This is a genomic window from Lysinibacillus sp. GJ-1 (assembly GCF_021166035.1).
In the GTDB taxonomy this organism is placed as follows: domain Bacteria; phylum Bacillota; class Bacilli; order Bacillales_A; family Planococcaceae; genus Lysinibacillus; species Lysinibacillus sphaericus.
In genome coordinates, this window is sequence record NZ_CP088912.1 from 2,155,244 (window position 1) to 2,170,633 (window position 15,390).

The following is a 15,390-nucleotide window of genomic DNA, read 5'->3' on the forward strand; positions in this document are numbered from 1 at the left end:
ATTCTAATTTTAGTACTGGAATCTGTTACGAGTAGCTAGCAATATACCGATTGCTGGTACTGTACAAATCAGCATCGCCGCAAAGGCGAGACCAGGGGATATTTCGTATAAATAGCCGCCTAAAAATGTGAGAATGGCAGTGCTTAAACCCATTGCCAGTGCTGAATATAAGCCTTGTGCATTAGGAATTTGTTCCTTCGGTAAGTTCTTTGTTAAATAACCGATAAAGGCAAAGTGTGCTAATGCAAATGATAAGGCATGTAATACTTGTGAGCCGATAAATACCCAAACGTTTGGAAAAAGGAAGATGAGTAACCAACGTAACGACGATCCACTAGCTGCTAACAGTAATAGTGAAGAGGAGCGCCATTTCGTAAACAGTGTATCAGCTTTCATGAAATATAAAATTTCACAAACAACCGCAATGTTGATAATCATCCCCATATAGAATGGATCGACGTGTAAATCTTCTAAATAGATATAGCCATAACTATAGTAGGATGCATGGGCACCTTGTAATAAAATAACGATCAATAATACAATCGGAAACCCTTTAATGCTCCATAATGTTTTCATTGATAGTGATTTTGCACGTTGTTCTTTCGTAGGTACAATAAGCAATTCTTTTGGTGTTGCCATTTGTTGCATGAATAACATCCCGATAATCCCTAAAATCATGCTCCAAAAAATAATATCCTTCCCAAAAACGCCTGTTAACATACTAATAATCAGTACTGCGATAACAAAGCCCAATGATCCGTAAGAACGACTTTTACCGTAATGGATATTGCCATATTGTACAAGCGTTGCCGCACTACTTTCCACGGCAGGCAATAGCGCTGGGTAAAAAATACTAAATAAAATGGTAACGAAAAGAAGAGCGATAAAACTTGTGCTTGGAATATAAAGTAAAGCTGTCAGCAATGCACCAATTGCTAGTATCGTAATCAGTCGTTTATTGTGCACATATTTTGCAAGGATAGGAAAGAAAAATAGATTCGATGTTGCCCGTGCTAAAAGACCGCAGCCCATTACAACACTTGCTTGAGATACAGTAAGGTGCTTTGCATCGACTAACCAACCTGTCCAATAAGGTAAGAAAATACCCCATGTAATAAAAAAAGCAAAGAAATTTTGAGAAAGCCATCGTTGATTGTTCATAAAATTCGGTACCTCCATTTAACTATGTTGAATAATAGCATGTTCCTCGCTACAATAATGTGAGATATCTCATATTTTGAACAGGAGTCCATAAAAAATGCAAAAACTTACAGGGGAAGAACGTTCTTACTATATAGAAAATTTTCAAATTGAAGATTTTTTTTCGTTTAATATTCATCCTTATATAGAAATATGTAAATTTGAGAAAGGGGAATGGATTTTTAAAGAAGGGTCTTTTCCAGATACGCTGTACTATATGATGGAAGGCAAAGCAAAGTTGTATATGACCCATAAAAATGGAAAGGTATCACTGATTGAATATATAGAAGCGCCATGTTTTATGGGAGAAATTGAATTGTTGAATGAGGCGAGGTATACAAAGGGGATTCAAACGGTGACAGAGACAATCTGTTTATCCATTGCGACGCAGGGATGCAAAGACATGTTATTAGCAGATGCGCCGTTTTTACGTCGATTATGTGTCTTTTTAGGGGAAAAAGCTTCCAAAATGACATCTAAGTATACGCAAAATCAGGCTTATCCACTGGAAAATCGGTTAGCTGCCTTTATCCAGCTTTCATCTGACAAAGGCATTTATAAAGAAAAACATACAGAGATATGTGAATACTTGGGGGTCTCTTACCGGCATTTACTATATGTTCTTGCTCAATTTTGCGAAGCTAACATTTTAGAAAAGAAAAAGAACGGCTATCATATAATGGATGAGCAACGTCTGATGCAATTAGCACAAGAAATTCAATAATAACGGTGGAGTTTGTGTCTTGCTCTGTTGTACTCACTTTTTTTAACGAGCCAGCGGGCTATTTGCTTTTCACTATGGTAGCAGTTACGGACTTTGCAACCATTTTTTATGATACTGTTAGGAAGGTCATTTATCGGTGCTAAAGGCATATTCACAAAATAAGCTACCTTTAGTGCCGTTTGGTGATTCATGAGGTTTTTTGCTGTAGATTTTTTGTTTGTTGCAATGGGAATTCTCAATTGTCTAACGAATACCGAGTTCGATTGCTGTTTGGCTTTTTTATCGTTTTTTAGAAAAACCTTCGTTGTACTAGGTGAGAAACCATAACCTTTCATTCATCATGCCCCCTTCGTCGTTACTTATATTGTACAAGACCTAGCGAGTAAAAAGTCTTGATTTACATGGCTTTTACGAAAACTTAAAAGTTCTCCTTGTTTTTTAGTAATTTGTAACCGCATTCATGCCATATGTGTATAGAAATCATAGAAAACTTGTATAATTTCTAAAGAAAAACACGTACTCAAACTATTGTGAATTTTTCTAACTCACAGTATTATTGTAAGTAGAATTAACGTGAAAGGTTTCACATTGTTACGTTAACGTGAGGAGGAATTTTAATGAGTGCAATTCGAGTAGGTATTGTCGGTTATGGAAATTTAGGGCGCGGTGTTGAATTCGCTATTTCACAAAATCCAGATATGGAATTAGTAGCGGTATTCACTCGTCGCGATCCTTCAACAGTGAGCGTTGCAAGTAACGCGAGCGTATATTTAGTAGATGATGCTGAAAAATTTCAAGATGACATTGATGTAATGATTTTATGTGGTGGCTCTGCAACAGATTTACCTGAGCAAGGTCCACACTTTGCGCAATGGTTTAATACAATTGATAGTTTTGATACTCATGCGAAAATTCCAGAGTTTTTCGATGCGGTTGACGCTGCTGCTCAAAAATCTGGTAAAGTATCTGTTATCTCTGTAGGTTGGGATCCAGGTCTATTTTCTTTAAATCGTGTTTTAGGCGAGGCAGTATTACCTGTAGGTACAACGTACACATTCTGGGGTGATGGCTTAAGTCAAGGTCACTCGGATGCAGTTCGTCGTATTGAAGGGGTTAAAAATGCTGTACAGTATACATTACCTATCAAAGATGCTGTAGAACGTGTTCGTAATGGTGAGAATCCAGAGCTTACTACACGTGAAAAGCATGCACGTGAATGCTGGGTAGTGCTTGAAGAAGGTGCAGATGCGGCAAAAGTAGAGCAAGAAATTGTAACAATGCCGAACTATTTCGATGAGTATAACACAACTGTAAACTTTATCTCTGAAGATGAGTTTAATGCCAACCATACAGGCATGCCACATGGTGGCTTCGTTATTCGTAGTGGTGAAAGCGGCGCTAATGATAAACAAATTTTAGAATTCTCGTTAAAACTTGAAAGTAATCCAAACTTCACGTCAAGTGTCCTTGTGGCTTATGCACGTGCAGCACACCGCTTAAGTCAAGCGGGGGAAAAAGGTGCAAAAACAGTATTCGATATTCCGTTCGGTCTGTTATCTCCAAAATCAGCTGCACAATTACGTAAGGAATTATTATAAAAATAAAGCCCCAATCCCGATTATCTAGCCATGATAATCGGGATTATTTTATTTCTCTATCTTTTATTTTCTACATAAAATAATAGCTTGTCGCAATATTTACTGGAAATATGTAAAACTACATATAGTATATGGTAAACTGTCAATAATTTAACTATTCAAAAAGAATGGAATGTAGTCTATTCCACAACCCGTCTTACCGTTCTTATGGGGAGGTTAGTGTAAAAATGACAGCAGATATTATTATTCAATCGAAATGTATTCCACCAATTCCATCCAATCATTGTATTCGTCGGGCTGTATTGATGAAAAAACTAAAAAAAGGTCTTGAACACACCTGTACTTTTATTCATAGCGGTGCTGGTTACGGAAAGACCACAATTTTAGCACAGTTTTTACATGCGGAATCGAGCCCGTTTTCTTGGTATAGTGTTTCCGAAGAGGATGATAATATATTACCCTTTCTAAGACATTTACTTTATAGTATTCAACGAGTGATACCGCACTTTGGTGTACAATTTGACAATTGGAATCAGGTATCACGTTTTCCTAAAATTGAAGAATTGAATCGTTGGTATAAGATATTTGTCAATAGTTTATGTGAGATTGAACACTCCTTTTTACTAGTAATTGACGACTATCATTTAGTCGACCATGAATTTCATATAAACTATGTTATGGAAAAAATTATTGAATTTTCGCCACCTCATATTCATTTTATAATCGCCTCTAGAACACTACCGAAATGGGATATCATTCGAAAATTAAAAATGCAGATGAAAGCTCATTTTATAACAGAAACGGATTTAGCATTTTCTGCTGAAGAAATTGCTGTGTTTTTTGAAGACTATGTAGCCACACACTTGTCACAAGATGAAATACTAAAAGTATTGGACATTACAGAAGGCTGGGCAATCTCCATCACATTACTAGCTGAACAATGGAATTATGAAGCGCTAGATTACTGGTTAACAATCCATTCAAACGACTTGTTTACTTACTTATCGGAGGAAGTTTTCTTCAAGATGCCTAAATTTGAGCAAAAGACATTACTTCAATTAGCGATATTTCCTACTTTCTCCGAAGCGTTAATTGCGCAGTTTTATCAGAGTGAAACTGCTGAGACATTCAAACAGTTGTTGCAAAAACATTTATTTATTCAACCAATGGCTGAAAATGGATTTTACCGTTTTCATGCTTTATTTCGTCGATTTTTAGAATTAAAATGGCAGAAAAATCCGCAACAATTTGTTCAATTGCATGAAAAAGCTGCCTTGTTTTACGTTCAAGAAAACGATGTGCATGCTATTTTACATCATGCATTTAAAACAAATGATTCCAACTTTAGTGGCACACTATTGCAAGATTATGCGGAAAATCTAGTAAAAGCTGGTCAGTTTGAGTGGCTATTAGAGAAAATTCATCGTTTTTCGGCGGCGGAAAAAGTGCAATTTTATCGTCTCTATTTTTTTGAAGGAGAATGCCATCGATATCGAGCCTATTATGAAAAGGCTAAATATGCGTACGAAATGGCTGAAAGAATCGCTAAAAGTAATCATGATGTGCTCTATATGACAAAGGCACAGGCTGGATTAGCGCACATTTATCTTGATACAATCCAACCTGCATTAGCAGAACCCTATTTAAAGCGTGCCTTACAATTGGCTCCGGAAGCTGCGTTAAGTGAGGAAGCACTTTTAGAATTGCAACGTCAGTATGCAGAGAATCTAGTGAATTTAGGAAAGGCAAAAAAGGCACAACAATTTATAGATGAAGTCAAGTTAAATGAAGCTGTGTTGCATAGGGCAAATGTAGATGTACGTATTTTATTACGCACGGGTCAACTAGTGGAAGCAAAGAATCTTTTGATTGAAAGATTGGAAATGCCTCCGCAATTAGTAGCTACACATAGGGAAAGTGAACTTTTAGCATCCTTTGTTTTCTCCCTATTAGGTCAAGGCAAAGAAGCGTGGTATACCGCTCAGCATGGCATTCGAAGAGGCGTGCGAGAAAAGTCTATTTTTATTGAAGCAGTAGGCTACAATCGAAAAGCACATGCCTTGCTATTATTAGATTTTCCGAATTATGCTGGGGCTTGTGAAGCCTATGAGAAGGCGATTGCGTTAATGAATACCATTAATATTTCGCGTGTAAAGGCGGAACCCTATATGGGACTTGCCATTACCAAACATGCACAAGGGGATAACGTTGCTGCCAGAAAATATTTAGCTTTAGGATTGCAGGAAACGGAGCAAGTACAAGATGCTTGGATGACAGCCCTTATTTTACTTGCTGAAGTGAAGGTGATGATTTCATGTCAGGAGTGGCAGGAAGCCAAACAAATATTAGTGAAGGCACATAAGCTATTTCTTGATTGTGGCGATCAATATGGGGAGATGCATGTTTTTTTCTATCAATCTGTTATTGCCTTGCAAGAGAAAAACGCCCATCTATTTTGTCAATGTTTTCAGCACTTTGCTAGTACTTGTATTGCTAATGGCTATCATTATTTTTTTCAAAGGAAATCGATTCTTGGCCCAGCAAATTTAATGATTTTTTATGAGCTTTTGCAGTATAGTGAACACTGTGGGCTAGACAATGCCGAAATTCAAACATTGCGAAATGATTTTCAAATGGAAGGCAATATCGTGTACCCTACAGATGACATACAAGTGAATTTATTTGGTAGTTTAAATTTAATCAGAAATCATCAGAAACTGGGAGATAAAGAATGGCAACGCGAAAAATCGAAGGAGCTCTTTGTTTATTTGTATTGTCATCGCCAACGGTATATGCCTAAAGAGGAAATTGCGCATGCGTTATGGCCAGAACGTTCTGTGGAGACAGTAGATCGCGATTTTAAAGTTGTTTTAAATACTTTGTTAAAAGTGCTAGAACCAAGGCGAAATGCCCGTCAGGATAGCTTTTTTATTCATCGCAAAAACAATATGTATCAGCTACAGCATATTCAGTTTTTGCATATTGATGTCGAACGATTTTATTATTATTATACGTTAGGGATAGAGGAGTTTGACCCTCATTTTTCGGATGAGTGGCTACAACTGGCTGCGGATAGTTATACAGATGTTTTATATGCAGAAAAAAGCAAATTGATTGGTTGACGCAAGACCGTGATAAATTACAGACTTTATATATTGAAGTACTTGAACGATTAGCCCAAAATGCCACGCGCCAACATCAGTTTAAACAAGCCATTTTCTATGCAGAGAAAATAATTCAAGAAGATATACTTTGGGAAGAAGGGTATCGTCTTTTAATGTATAGTTATTACCAATTGAATAACCGCTCACTGGCATTGAAATGGTATGAAAGATGTGTACAACAATTACAAACAGAGCTCAAAACAACGCCGTTGGAATCAACAATGGCTGTGTATGATTTAATAATGAGCTAGCAAGCATAGGTAAAGCTGTAAATGTTATTTAAATAATTTCGTAATATCTGTCGAATTATTGGAGGAGCTCAAATGCCATTTTGTCAAGTAACGAATGCAACAATCTATTATGAAGAGATAGGTGTAGGACAACCTATTATTATGCTCCACGGATTTACTCCCGATCATCGACTGATGAAGGGATGTATGGAGCCGATTTTTACGCAACGAGAGGGATGGAAACGTATTTATCTTGATTTACCAGGTATGGGTAAAACAAAAGATTATGAACACATCCATAATACAGATGATATGTTAGAAGCAGTAGTAGAATTTATCCAGACAGTTTTGCCGAGTCAATCTTTTGTTATAGCGGGTGAATCTTATGGTGGTTACTTAACAAGAGGTATAATGCAGAAACTTGAGGATCGTATTTTAGGTGTTGCCCTTATTTGTCCGATGATTGTACCCGAAAAACAAGATCGCATTGTGCCAGCACATACGATTGTTGCAACTGATCAACCTTTTTTAGCCACATTGACGAAACAAGAAGTAGACGATTTCAGCACCCATCAAGTGGTCTTAGATGCATATAACTGGCATCGATATACGAATGAAGTATTAGCTGGCTGTCAACTGGCAGATGAGGCTTTTCTTGAAAAAATCCTGCAAAACTATGGGTTTTCCTTTGCTGTAAAGGACATTCTTTTCCAACAACCGAGTCTGTTTTTAGTAGGCAAGCAAGATTCGGTCGTCGGCTATCAAGATGCCCTTGACTTGCTTAAATTTTTCCCAAGAGCAACATTCTCCATCTTAGATAGAGCAGGGCATAATCTCCAAATAGAACAATCTCATCTTTTTCATGTGCTTGTTAGCGAATGGTTAGATCGAGTAGAAGAAACGAATTGCTCTTTTTTCTTGTAGCGCAAGTACTCGTATGAAAGAGGGAAATGCAAAGAAATCACTTCAATGAGTTTGGCATGAGCCAAACTCATTTTTTATTTCTTCCAATCACGATTCCGAATTTGTAACTGATTTGTAACTGGACTTTTATATAGTAAATGCATGGCGAAGAAAGCGCTTTCTATAGTTCACAATGAAAGGGGTTTTGGAATGAAAAAGTATTGGTTAGTGTTACTGTTAGCCGTTTTGACTTTGTTGATAGCAGCTTGTAATGGGGAAGGAGCAAAAGAAAGCTCCACTGACAATTCTGCTTCCAAGGAAGCGGAAGGAGAACAAGGCGGCACGATTAAAATCGGAGTACTGGCGTCATTGACAGGTGCATTAGAATCGTACGGAAAGCAAACACAGCGTGGGTTTGACTTAGGTATCGAATATGCAACAAACGGTAGCATGGAGGTAAACGGTAAAAAAATAGAAATTGTCTATGAAGATACAGAAACGAAACCCGAAGTAGCTGTACAAAAGGCTACCAAACTGCTAGAAGATGATAAAGTCGATTTTTTAGTTGGTTCATCTAGCTCTGGTGATACACTCGCTGTCCTGCCATTAGCCGAGGAATACGAAAAAATTATGGTCGTTGAACCAGCAGTAGCTGATAGTATTACTGGTGCAGAATTTAATGACTATATATTCCGTACAGGGCGAAACTCCTCACAAGATGCATATGCTGCAGCGGCTGCAATCGCTAACAAGGGCGTTAAAATTGCAACATTTGCTCCTGATTACTCATTCGGCTGGGATGGGGTAAAAGCATTTAAAACAGCGGCGGAAAAACTAGGTGCAGACATTGTTTTAGAAGAATATGCTGATCCAGCAGCAACGGATTTTACATCTAATTTGCAAAAAGTGATTGATGCCAAGCCCGATTATTTATTTGTTGTGTGGGCTGGGGCTAACTCGCCTTGGAATCAAATTGCCGATCTTAAAATTCAAGAGAAAGGCATTAAAATTTCTACAGGCGCGCCAGATATTATTGCCCTAAAGTTTATGAATCCGCTAATAGGAATGGAAGGGTTCTCGGTGTACTATCATACGTTGCCACAAAATGATGTGAATCAATGGTTAGTTGAGGAGCACCAAAAACGCTTTGATGAAGTGCCAGATTTATTTACACCTGGTGGGATGTCTGCCGCGATTTCGATTGTAGAAGCGTTGAAAAAATCGCAAGGGGACGCGGACGGAAAGAAACTAATTGGCATTATGGAAGGAATGTCATTTGAAACGCCAAAAGGCACAATGACTTTCCGAAAAGAAGATCATCAAGCCTTACAGTCGATGTATTCGATTCGTTTAGAACAACAAGAGGGGGTTGACTATCCAGTGCCCGTGCTAATTCGTGAGCTTAGTCCTGAGGAAACAGCACCACCGATTTCGAATTAGACGATCCTTCCTTTACTTGGAGAGACAGAAAAAACAATGTCATTCTGTCTCTCTTCATCTCTTCTTTGGAAGAGCAGGTGAAGAGCAATAGAAACATTGGAAAGGAGATTAATATGGAGCCTATTTTGCGAACAGAAAATTTAACGATTCGATTTGGTGGTCATATTGCGGTCGATCATGTGAATTTTACAATGCCAGAAAAACATTTGAAATCCATTATAGGTCCGAATGGGGCAGGCAAAACGACATTTTTTAATCTAATTAGTGGAGAGTTAAAACCCACTGCTGGTGATGTGTATTTTAAAGGACAGTCGCTTGCGCAAGCATCTTCGGTTGAAAGAACACGTATGGGGCTTAGTAGTTCATTTCAAATTACAAATGTTTTTCCAAATTTAACAGTGTTAGAAAATGTGCGACTAGCTGTGCAATCTAAAGAAAAAATACGTTATCAAATGTTTCGTCATTTTAAAAGTTATCAAGCAATTACAGAAAAAGCGGAAGAGCTATTGACGCTTGTTTTACTCCATAACAAAAGAGATGCGTTGACAACGATGCTATCGCATGGGGAAAAACGTAAATTAGAAATTGCGATGTTGCTTGCACTGGATACGGAAATTTTACTGCTCGATGAGCCTACTGCCGGTATGTCATTAGAAGAAGTACCAGCTATTTTAGATGTAATTCGAACAATTAAACATAAAGGGGATAAAACCATTTTGTTAATTGAACACAAGATGGATATGATTTTGGATTTGTCTGATTCCATTATGGTTTTATTTAATGGTCAGCTTCTTGCCGATGGAACGCCAGATGCCATTATGCAAAATGAAACCGTACAAAATGCTTATTTAGGAGGTCTGTATGATGAACAGCTTACTGAAATTACATGATGTTCATACGCATATTGGGCAATACCATATTTTGCAGGGTGTGAATTTTGAGGCGATGGCAGGGCAGGTCAGTGTTCTACTAGGGAGAAATGGCGCGGGGAAAACAACCACATTAAAAACGATTATGGGCTTGACACCCGCTTCACAAGGGGATGTTCAATTTCAAATGCAATCGATAAAAAAAAGCCCAACCCACAAAGTGGCGAAATTAGGTATTGGCTATGTACCCGAAAACCAAGGAATCTTTTCCGATTTAACGGTAGAAGAAAATATGAAAGTGGCGATGCGCAAAGAGAATACGGCTGCTATGGAGCGACAGCAGTATGTACTAGAGCTTTTTCCGGATTTAAAGAAATTTTGGAAAAAAGCTGGTGGCCATCTTTCTGGTGGTCAAAAGCAAATGCTATCAATGGCAAGAGCATTTATCAATGATAGTCAATTGATTTTGATTGACGAGCCTTCTAAAGGGCTTGCGCCAATTGTTGTGGAGAAAGTGATGGAAGCCATTGTTGAAATGAAGAAGCAAACGTCCATTGTCCTTGTGGAGCAAAACTTTATGATGGCAAGTCGAATTGGCGATACGTATACATTAATTGATGATGGTAAAACAGTACATTCAGGGAACATGAAAGAGCTTATCCAAAATGAAGAGTTGAAGCGTAAATATCTTGGCATCGGATAAAGGAGGTGTAGATTATTGGAACTAATTGGAAATTTGGTTATTAACGGGCTGGCTACAGGCATGTTAATCTTTTTGCTTGCAGCAGGGCTGACATTAATTTTTGGGCTAATGGATGTTTTGAATTTTGCACATGGTGGATTATTTGTCTGGGGTGCCTATGCAGGGATATTTACGTATATGTACACAGAAAGTTTCTTTATTGGCATTATTGGAGCGCTTGTTGCAGGTGCCATTTTAGGTTTATTAACAGAAAAGTTTATTATTACACCAGTATATGGTAATCATATTCAACAAATATTAATCACTTTAGGGTTAATGCTTGTATTACAAGAAATGATTAAGGTCGTGTTTGGACCAAATGGTGTGTCCGTGAAAACGCCTAGCTATTTAGCAGGGAGTTGGGAATTTGGCGATGTCATTATAATTAAATATCGATTATTTATTATTGTAGTAGGTTTTGTGATTTTCGGGATTTTCCAATACATGCTGAAGCGAACAAAGATTGGGCTAATTGTTCGAGCGGGTGTACAGGATAAAGAAATGGCGCAAGCACTTGGTATTCATATTAAACAAGTATTCTTATATGTCTTTATGGTAGGTGCTGCTTTAGCCGCATTGAGCGGTATGTTAATGGCCCCATATTCGGGTGTTATTTATGCCGAGATGGGGATGGAATATGCAATATTAGGCTTTATCGTTGTTGTGATAGGTGGGATGGGAAGTTTTTCAGGCTCGCTGCTTGCTGCAATTTTAGTAGGGCTTGCGGGTAGTTTTATGGCTTATTATGTACCGGTGTTATCACTTGCTGTCAATATGATCCTCATGGCCATCGTGTTAATTTTCCGACCACAAGGCTTATTTACAATCGGGAAGGAGCGATCGACATGATGAAAAAGCTGACGTGGAAGCATCTTAGTTTTGTTCTTATGTTAGCCATCCTCGTACTTCTGCCATTCGTCAATGATTCAAGGACATTGATTATCTTATTAACGCAAATTTTTATCTTTGGTATTTTAGCAATGAGCTATGATATTTTGCTTGGTTATACAGGGATAGTATCGTTTGGGCACGCCATGTTCTTTGGAATAGGTGCTTATACAACAGCAGTCATGCTGAAGCAAGTCGATACGACACTTTCTATCTTTTTATTGTCCATTGTTGTAGGGATGTTTTTAGCAGGCATTGTTAGTTTTGTTGTTGGATTACTAACTTTGCGTTTAAAAAGTCACTTTTTTGCGATGCTCACACTCGCTTTTTCTGGATTGTTTTTAGTTGTTGCTGAAAAATGGCGTTCCATTACATATGGCAATGACGGGTTTACATTTAGAGCACCAGAAATGTTTAAAGATCGTATAACCTTTTATTTCTTTGTACTCGCATGTTTAGTAGTTGTTTTTATTACGCTCTATCGCTTCGTACAGTCACCAACCGGGCGTATTTTAATCGCGGTGCGCGAAAATGAGCAAAGAACAAAATCATTAGGATTTCAGACCTTACATTATAAAGTAATCGCATCAATTATAGCTGGGACGGTAGCTAGCTTAGCGGGTTCACTTTATGCGCTGTCATTACGATTTGTTAATACAAGTGTTATGACGATGGACATCACGCTAGATGCATTATTAATGACGATTATTGGAGGCGTCGGTACATTAGTTGGACCATTGCTTGGTGCTGCCGTGATTGAGTATGCACAACATACACTTTCCGGCATGGCGAGAGATTATCCAATTTTTGAACGTTGGATTATTTTCTTTGGCATTCTCTATATTTTAGCCGTCATCTTTTTCCCAAAAGGGATTATAGGCTCCATCCGTTTTATGATTTGGAATTGGAGAAGGAAGCTTAAAGCAAAAAGGAAAACATCACCTGCCCTGTCACATGAAAAGGAGGGGTTTGAATGACTGTAGGTATTGTCAGTACAGGAATCTATATGCCCAAAAGGAAAATGACCGCAACCGAAATTGCAGCGCGTTCGATGATTCCTGAGCACATTATTCGACATAAATTGGGTATACACGAAAAACCAATTCCTGATGAACAAGATCATACGGTGCAAATGGGCATTTGGGCTGCACAAGAGGCTATACAAAAAGCAGGGATTGAACCTAAAACAATTGATGTCGTGATGTATATAGGAGAAGAACATAAGGAATATCCACTTTGGACGGCTTCCATCAAAATGCAAGAAGAGCTTGGTGCCGTCAATGCTTGGGCATTCGATGTGCAGTTACGCTGTGGGACGACGATTATGGCACTAAAGTTAGCGAAAAGCTTAATGGAATCTGATGACAGCATTCACACCGTGTTACTTGCAGGAGGATATCGAAATGTTGATTTTATCGATTATCGCAATCCGAGAACACGCTTTATGTATAATTTGGGCGCTGGCGGGGGTGCTATTGTTTTACAAAAAAATTACAAGCACAACCATTTATTAGAGGCGGATATTATGACAGATGGTTCTTTTTCAGAGGATGTTGTTGTCCCCGTTGGGGGCACTAAAAAGCCTCTGACACCAGAAGATTTAGCGAATAACTTGTACCAATTAGATGTTTTAGATCCAGTCGGTATGAAAGAACGGCTTGAGCAAAAATCTTTAAATAATTTTTTAAAGGTCATTCGTACATCTTTAGCGAAAAGTGGATTAAAAGAAGAACATATTCGCTACATCGCCATGCTTCATATGAAGCGCTCTGCGCACGCATATATCCTATCAGAACTGGGTTTGAAAGAGGAACAATCCATTTATCTTCAAGACTATGGTCATATTGGACAAATTGATCAAATATTATCATTACAGCTTGCGTTAGAGCAAAAGCGTATTGTGGATGGGGACATTGTCACGCTTGTTAGTGCGGGTATCGGCTATGTATGGGGAGCTATAACAATTCGCTGGGGATAGGGAGGAAGCACGATGTTACAAACGGTTCAACTAAAAAATGGGGAAACAATGGCTTATCGTAAGCGGGATGGAGGTAACCAAACGTTATTGTGTATTCATGGGAATATGACCTCCTCCAAACATTGGGATGTGCTGTTGGAATCTCTAGATACAAACTACACGATTTATGCCATTGATTTAAGAGGTTTTGGAGGTTCATCTTATCATCGACCTATTCGCGCAATTCAAGATTTTAGTGATGATGTCAAACTATTTGTGGATGCCATTGACTTAGACCATTTTGACATGATTGGCTGGTCCACAGGCGGAGCAGTATGCATGCAGTTTGTTGCAAATTATCCGGGTTATTGTCAACGGCTGATTTTATTAGCTTCCGCTTCGACAAGGGGGTATCCATTTTATAGTGATTTCGGTACGGGCAATCCAGCCGCATTCAAAAGAGCTGCCACGTATCAAGAAGTACTGATGGATACGTCGAAAACAAAGACGGTACAAGGTTTCTATGATACAAAAAATAGCCAAGGTTTGAAGTCGATTTGGGATACATTCATTTATACCCATCGTCAGCCCGACCCTGAACACTATGATGCCTATGTAGCCGATATGCTCACACAAAGAAATTTAGCCGAAGTTTACCACGCGTTAAATACTTTTAATTTAAGTGCAGTAGATAATGAAGTGGCGAAAGGGACGAATGAAGTACAACAACTAAACATTCCGATTTTAGTGTTAAGAGGAGACCGTGACTTAGTGATTACGGAGCAAATGAATGAGGAAACAATGGGCGATTTAGCAAAGCATGCACAATTTGTTAGTTTAAAAAATTGTGGGCATTCTCCGCTAATCGATGATTTACAACAACTGCTATTTGAAATTGAAACATTTTTACAATTTGGAGGGAAAATCAATGCGCTTAAACAATAAAGTAGCCATTATTACAGGGGCGGCAAACGGGATAGGATTTGCTGCAGCAGAACGATTCATAGAAGAAGGAGCGGTTGTATATCTTGCGGATTTTGATGACTATGCGGGAAAAATGGCAGCCAATCAACTAGGTGAAAAAGCTATATTCGTGCAGGTTAACGTAGCAGATAGAGAGAGTGTGAAAAAGCTTGTGACAACTGTGATCGAGCAAGCTGGTCGCATTGATATTTTAGTAAATAATGCAGGAATAACACGCGATGCCATGTTGTCAAAAATGACAGAAGACCAATTTCAACAAGTACTTGATGTCAACTTGTCAGGGGTTTTCCACTGCACGCAAGAAGTTAGTGTTCATATGATAGCTGCTGGATACGGAAAAATTATTAATACCTCCTCGGTAAGTGGTGTATATGGAAATGTAGGGCAAACAAATTATGCTGCTTCAAAGGCGGCGATTGTAGGTATGACAAAAACATGGGCAAAAGAGTTAGGGCGTAAAGGCATCAATGTAAATGTGGTGGCACCTGGATTTACAGAAACTGAAATGGTCAAAAAGATGCCTGAAACGGTACTGGAAAAAATGCGTGCAATCGTGCCACTTCAACGATTAGGTACACCTAGGGATATTGCTAATGCTTATTTATTTTTAGCATCTGAAGAGGCTTCCTATGTCCACGGTCATACACTCCATGTGGATGGCGCTATTATGATGTGATAAAGGAGGAGTTCA

General features: G+C 38.4%; 15 protein-coding genes. 13 read left to right on the forward strand and 2 right to left on the reverse strand.

Annotation, left to right across the window (positions count from 1 at the left end; all coding sequences use genetic code 11):
* Positions 1 to 9 precede the first annotated feature (9 nt).
* Positions 10 to 1,161 (reverse strand): MFS transporter, encoded by a 1,152-nt coding sequence (locus tag LO754_RS10265; protein ID WP_231786176.1) that lies wholly within the window; start codon positions 1,159 to 1,161, stop codon positions 10 to 12.
* 97 nt (positions 1,162 to 1,258) lie between these two features.
* Here LO754_RS10265 and yeiL point away from each other — a divergent pair, with 97 nt between their 5' ends.
* On the forward strand, positions 1,259 to 1,924 hold the full coding sequence (gene yeiL / locus LO754_RS10270) for a transcriptional regulator YeiL (protein WP_024361808.1): 666 nt from the start codon (positions 1,259 to 1,261) through the stop codon (positions 1,922 to 1,924).
* On the opposite strand, the gene LO754_RS10275 is transcribed toward yeiL, so the two are convergent.
* Positions 1,918 to 2,259, reverse strand: a complete 342-nt coding sequence (locus LO754_RS10275) for a hypothetical protein (protein WP_024361807.1) — start codon at positions 2,257 to 2,259, stop codon at positions 1,918 to 1,920. The genes yeiL and LO754_RS10275 overlap by 7 nt on opposite strands.
* Before the next feature lie 282 nt (positions 2,260 to 2,541).
* On the opposite strand from LO754_RS10275, the gene LO754_RS10280 reads away from it, so the two are divergent.
* The 12 genes from LO754_RS10280 to fabG all read left to right on the forward strand — a co-directional run bounded on the left by LO754_RS10280 (position 2,542) and on the right by fabG (position 15,375).
* The gene (locus tag LO754_RS10280) at positions 2,542 to 3,522 is read left to right on the forward strand and encodes a diaminopimelate dehydrogenase (RefSeq protein WP_024361806.1); all 981 of its coding nucleotides are present in this window, start codon (positions 2,542 to 2,544) and stop codon (positions 3,520 to 3,522) included.
* Between the two features lie 227 nt (positions 3,523 to 3,749).
* Positions 3,750 to 6,644 (forward strand): winged helix-turn-helix domain-containing protein, encoded by a 2,895-nt coding sequence (locus LO754_RS10285; protein WP_231786177.1) that lies wholly within the window; start codon positions 3,750 to 3,752, stop codon positions 6,642 to 6,644.
* A complete protein-coding gene (locus LO754_RS10290) occupies positions 6,641 to 6,937 on the forward strand; it encodes a bacterial transcriptional activator domain-containing protein (protein ID WP_231786178.1) in 297 nt (98 codons plus the stop codon). The genes LO754_RS10285 and LO754_RS10290 overlap by 4 nt, the downstream gene beginning before the upstream one ends.
* 72 nt (positions 6,938 to 7,009) lie before the next feature.
* Positions 7,010 to 7,840, forward strand: coding sequence for an alpha/beta fold hydrolase (locus LO754_RS10295; RefSeq protein ID WP_231786179.1), 831 nt, complete (start codon positions 7,010 to 7,012; stop codon positions 7,838 to 7,840).
* A 189-nt stretch (positions 7,841 to 8,029) separates the two neighbouring features.
* Complete coding sequence (locus LO754_RS10300) at positions 8,030 to 9,259, forward strand: substrate-binding domain-containing protein (RefSeq protein ID WP_229389659.1); 1,230 nt, start codon at positions 8,030 to 8,032, stop codon at positions 9,257 to 9,259.
* Positions 9,260 to 9,372: 113 nt separating this feature from the next.
* A complete protein-coding gene (locus tag LO754_RS10305; protein WP_231786180.1) occupies positions 9,373 to 10,149 on the forward strand; it encodes an ABC transporter ATP-binding protein in 777 nt (258 codons plus the stop codon).
* Positions 10,124 to 10,831 carry an ABC transporter ATP-binding protein gene (locus LO754_RS10310; RefSeq protein ID WP_231786309.1) on the forward strand — a complete coding sequence of 236 codons (708 nt, stop codon included), beginning with the start codon at positions 10,124 to 10,126 and terminating at the stop codon, positions 10,829 to 10,831. Before LO754_RS10305 ends, LO754_RS10310 begins: the two co-directional genes overlap by 26 nt.
* A gap of 15 nt (positions 10,832 to 10,846) precedes the next feature.
* A complete protein-coding gene (locus LO754_RS10315; RefSeq protein ID WP_231786181.1) occupies positions 10,847 to 11,719 on the forward strand; it encodes a branched-chain amino acid ABC transporter permease in 873 nt (290 codons plus the stop codon).
* Entirely contained in the window at positions 11,716 to 12,735 is a 1,020-nt protein-coding gene (locus LO754_RS10320) for a branched-chain amino acid ABC transporter permease (RefSeq protein ID WP_231786182.1), read from the forward strand. Before LO754_RS10315 ends, LO754_RS10320 begins: the two co-directional genes overlap by 4 nt.
* Positions 12,732 to 13,736 carry a 3-oxoacyl-ACP synthase gene (locus LO754_RS10325; RefSeq protein WP_024361798.1) on the forward strand — a complete coding sequence of 335 codons (1,005 nt, stop codon included), beginning with the start codon at positions 12,732 to 12,734 and terminating at the stop codon, positions 13,734 to 13,736. The genes LO754_RS10320 and LO754_RS10325 overlap by 4 nt, the downstream gene beginning before the upstream one ends.
* Positions 13,737 to 13,748: 12 nt before the next feature.
* On the forward strand, positions 13,749 to 14,660 hold the full coding sequence (gene phaZ, locus LO754_RS10330) for an intracellular short-chain-length polyhydroxyalkanoate depolymerase (RefSeq protein ID WP_231786183.1): 912 nt from the start codon (positions 13,749 to 13,751) through the stop codon (positions 14,658 to 14,660).
* Positions 14,644 to 15,375: a 3-oxoacyl-ACP reductase FabG gene (gene fabG / locus LO754_RS10335; RefSeq protein ID WP_231786184.1), complete on the forward strand. Its 732-nt coding sequence runs from the start codon at positions 14,644 to 14,646 to the stop codon at positions 15,373 to 15,375. The genes phaZ and fabG overlap by 17 nt, the downstream gene beginning before the upstream one ends.
* Positions 15,376 to 15,390: the final 15 nt, after the last annotated feature.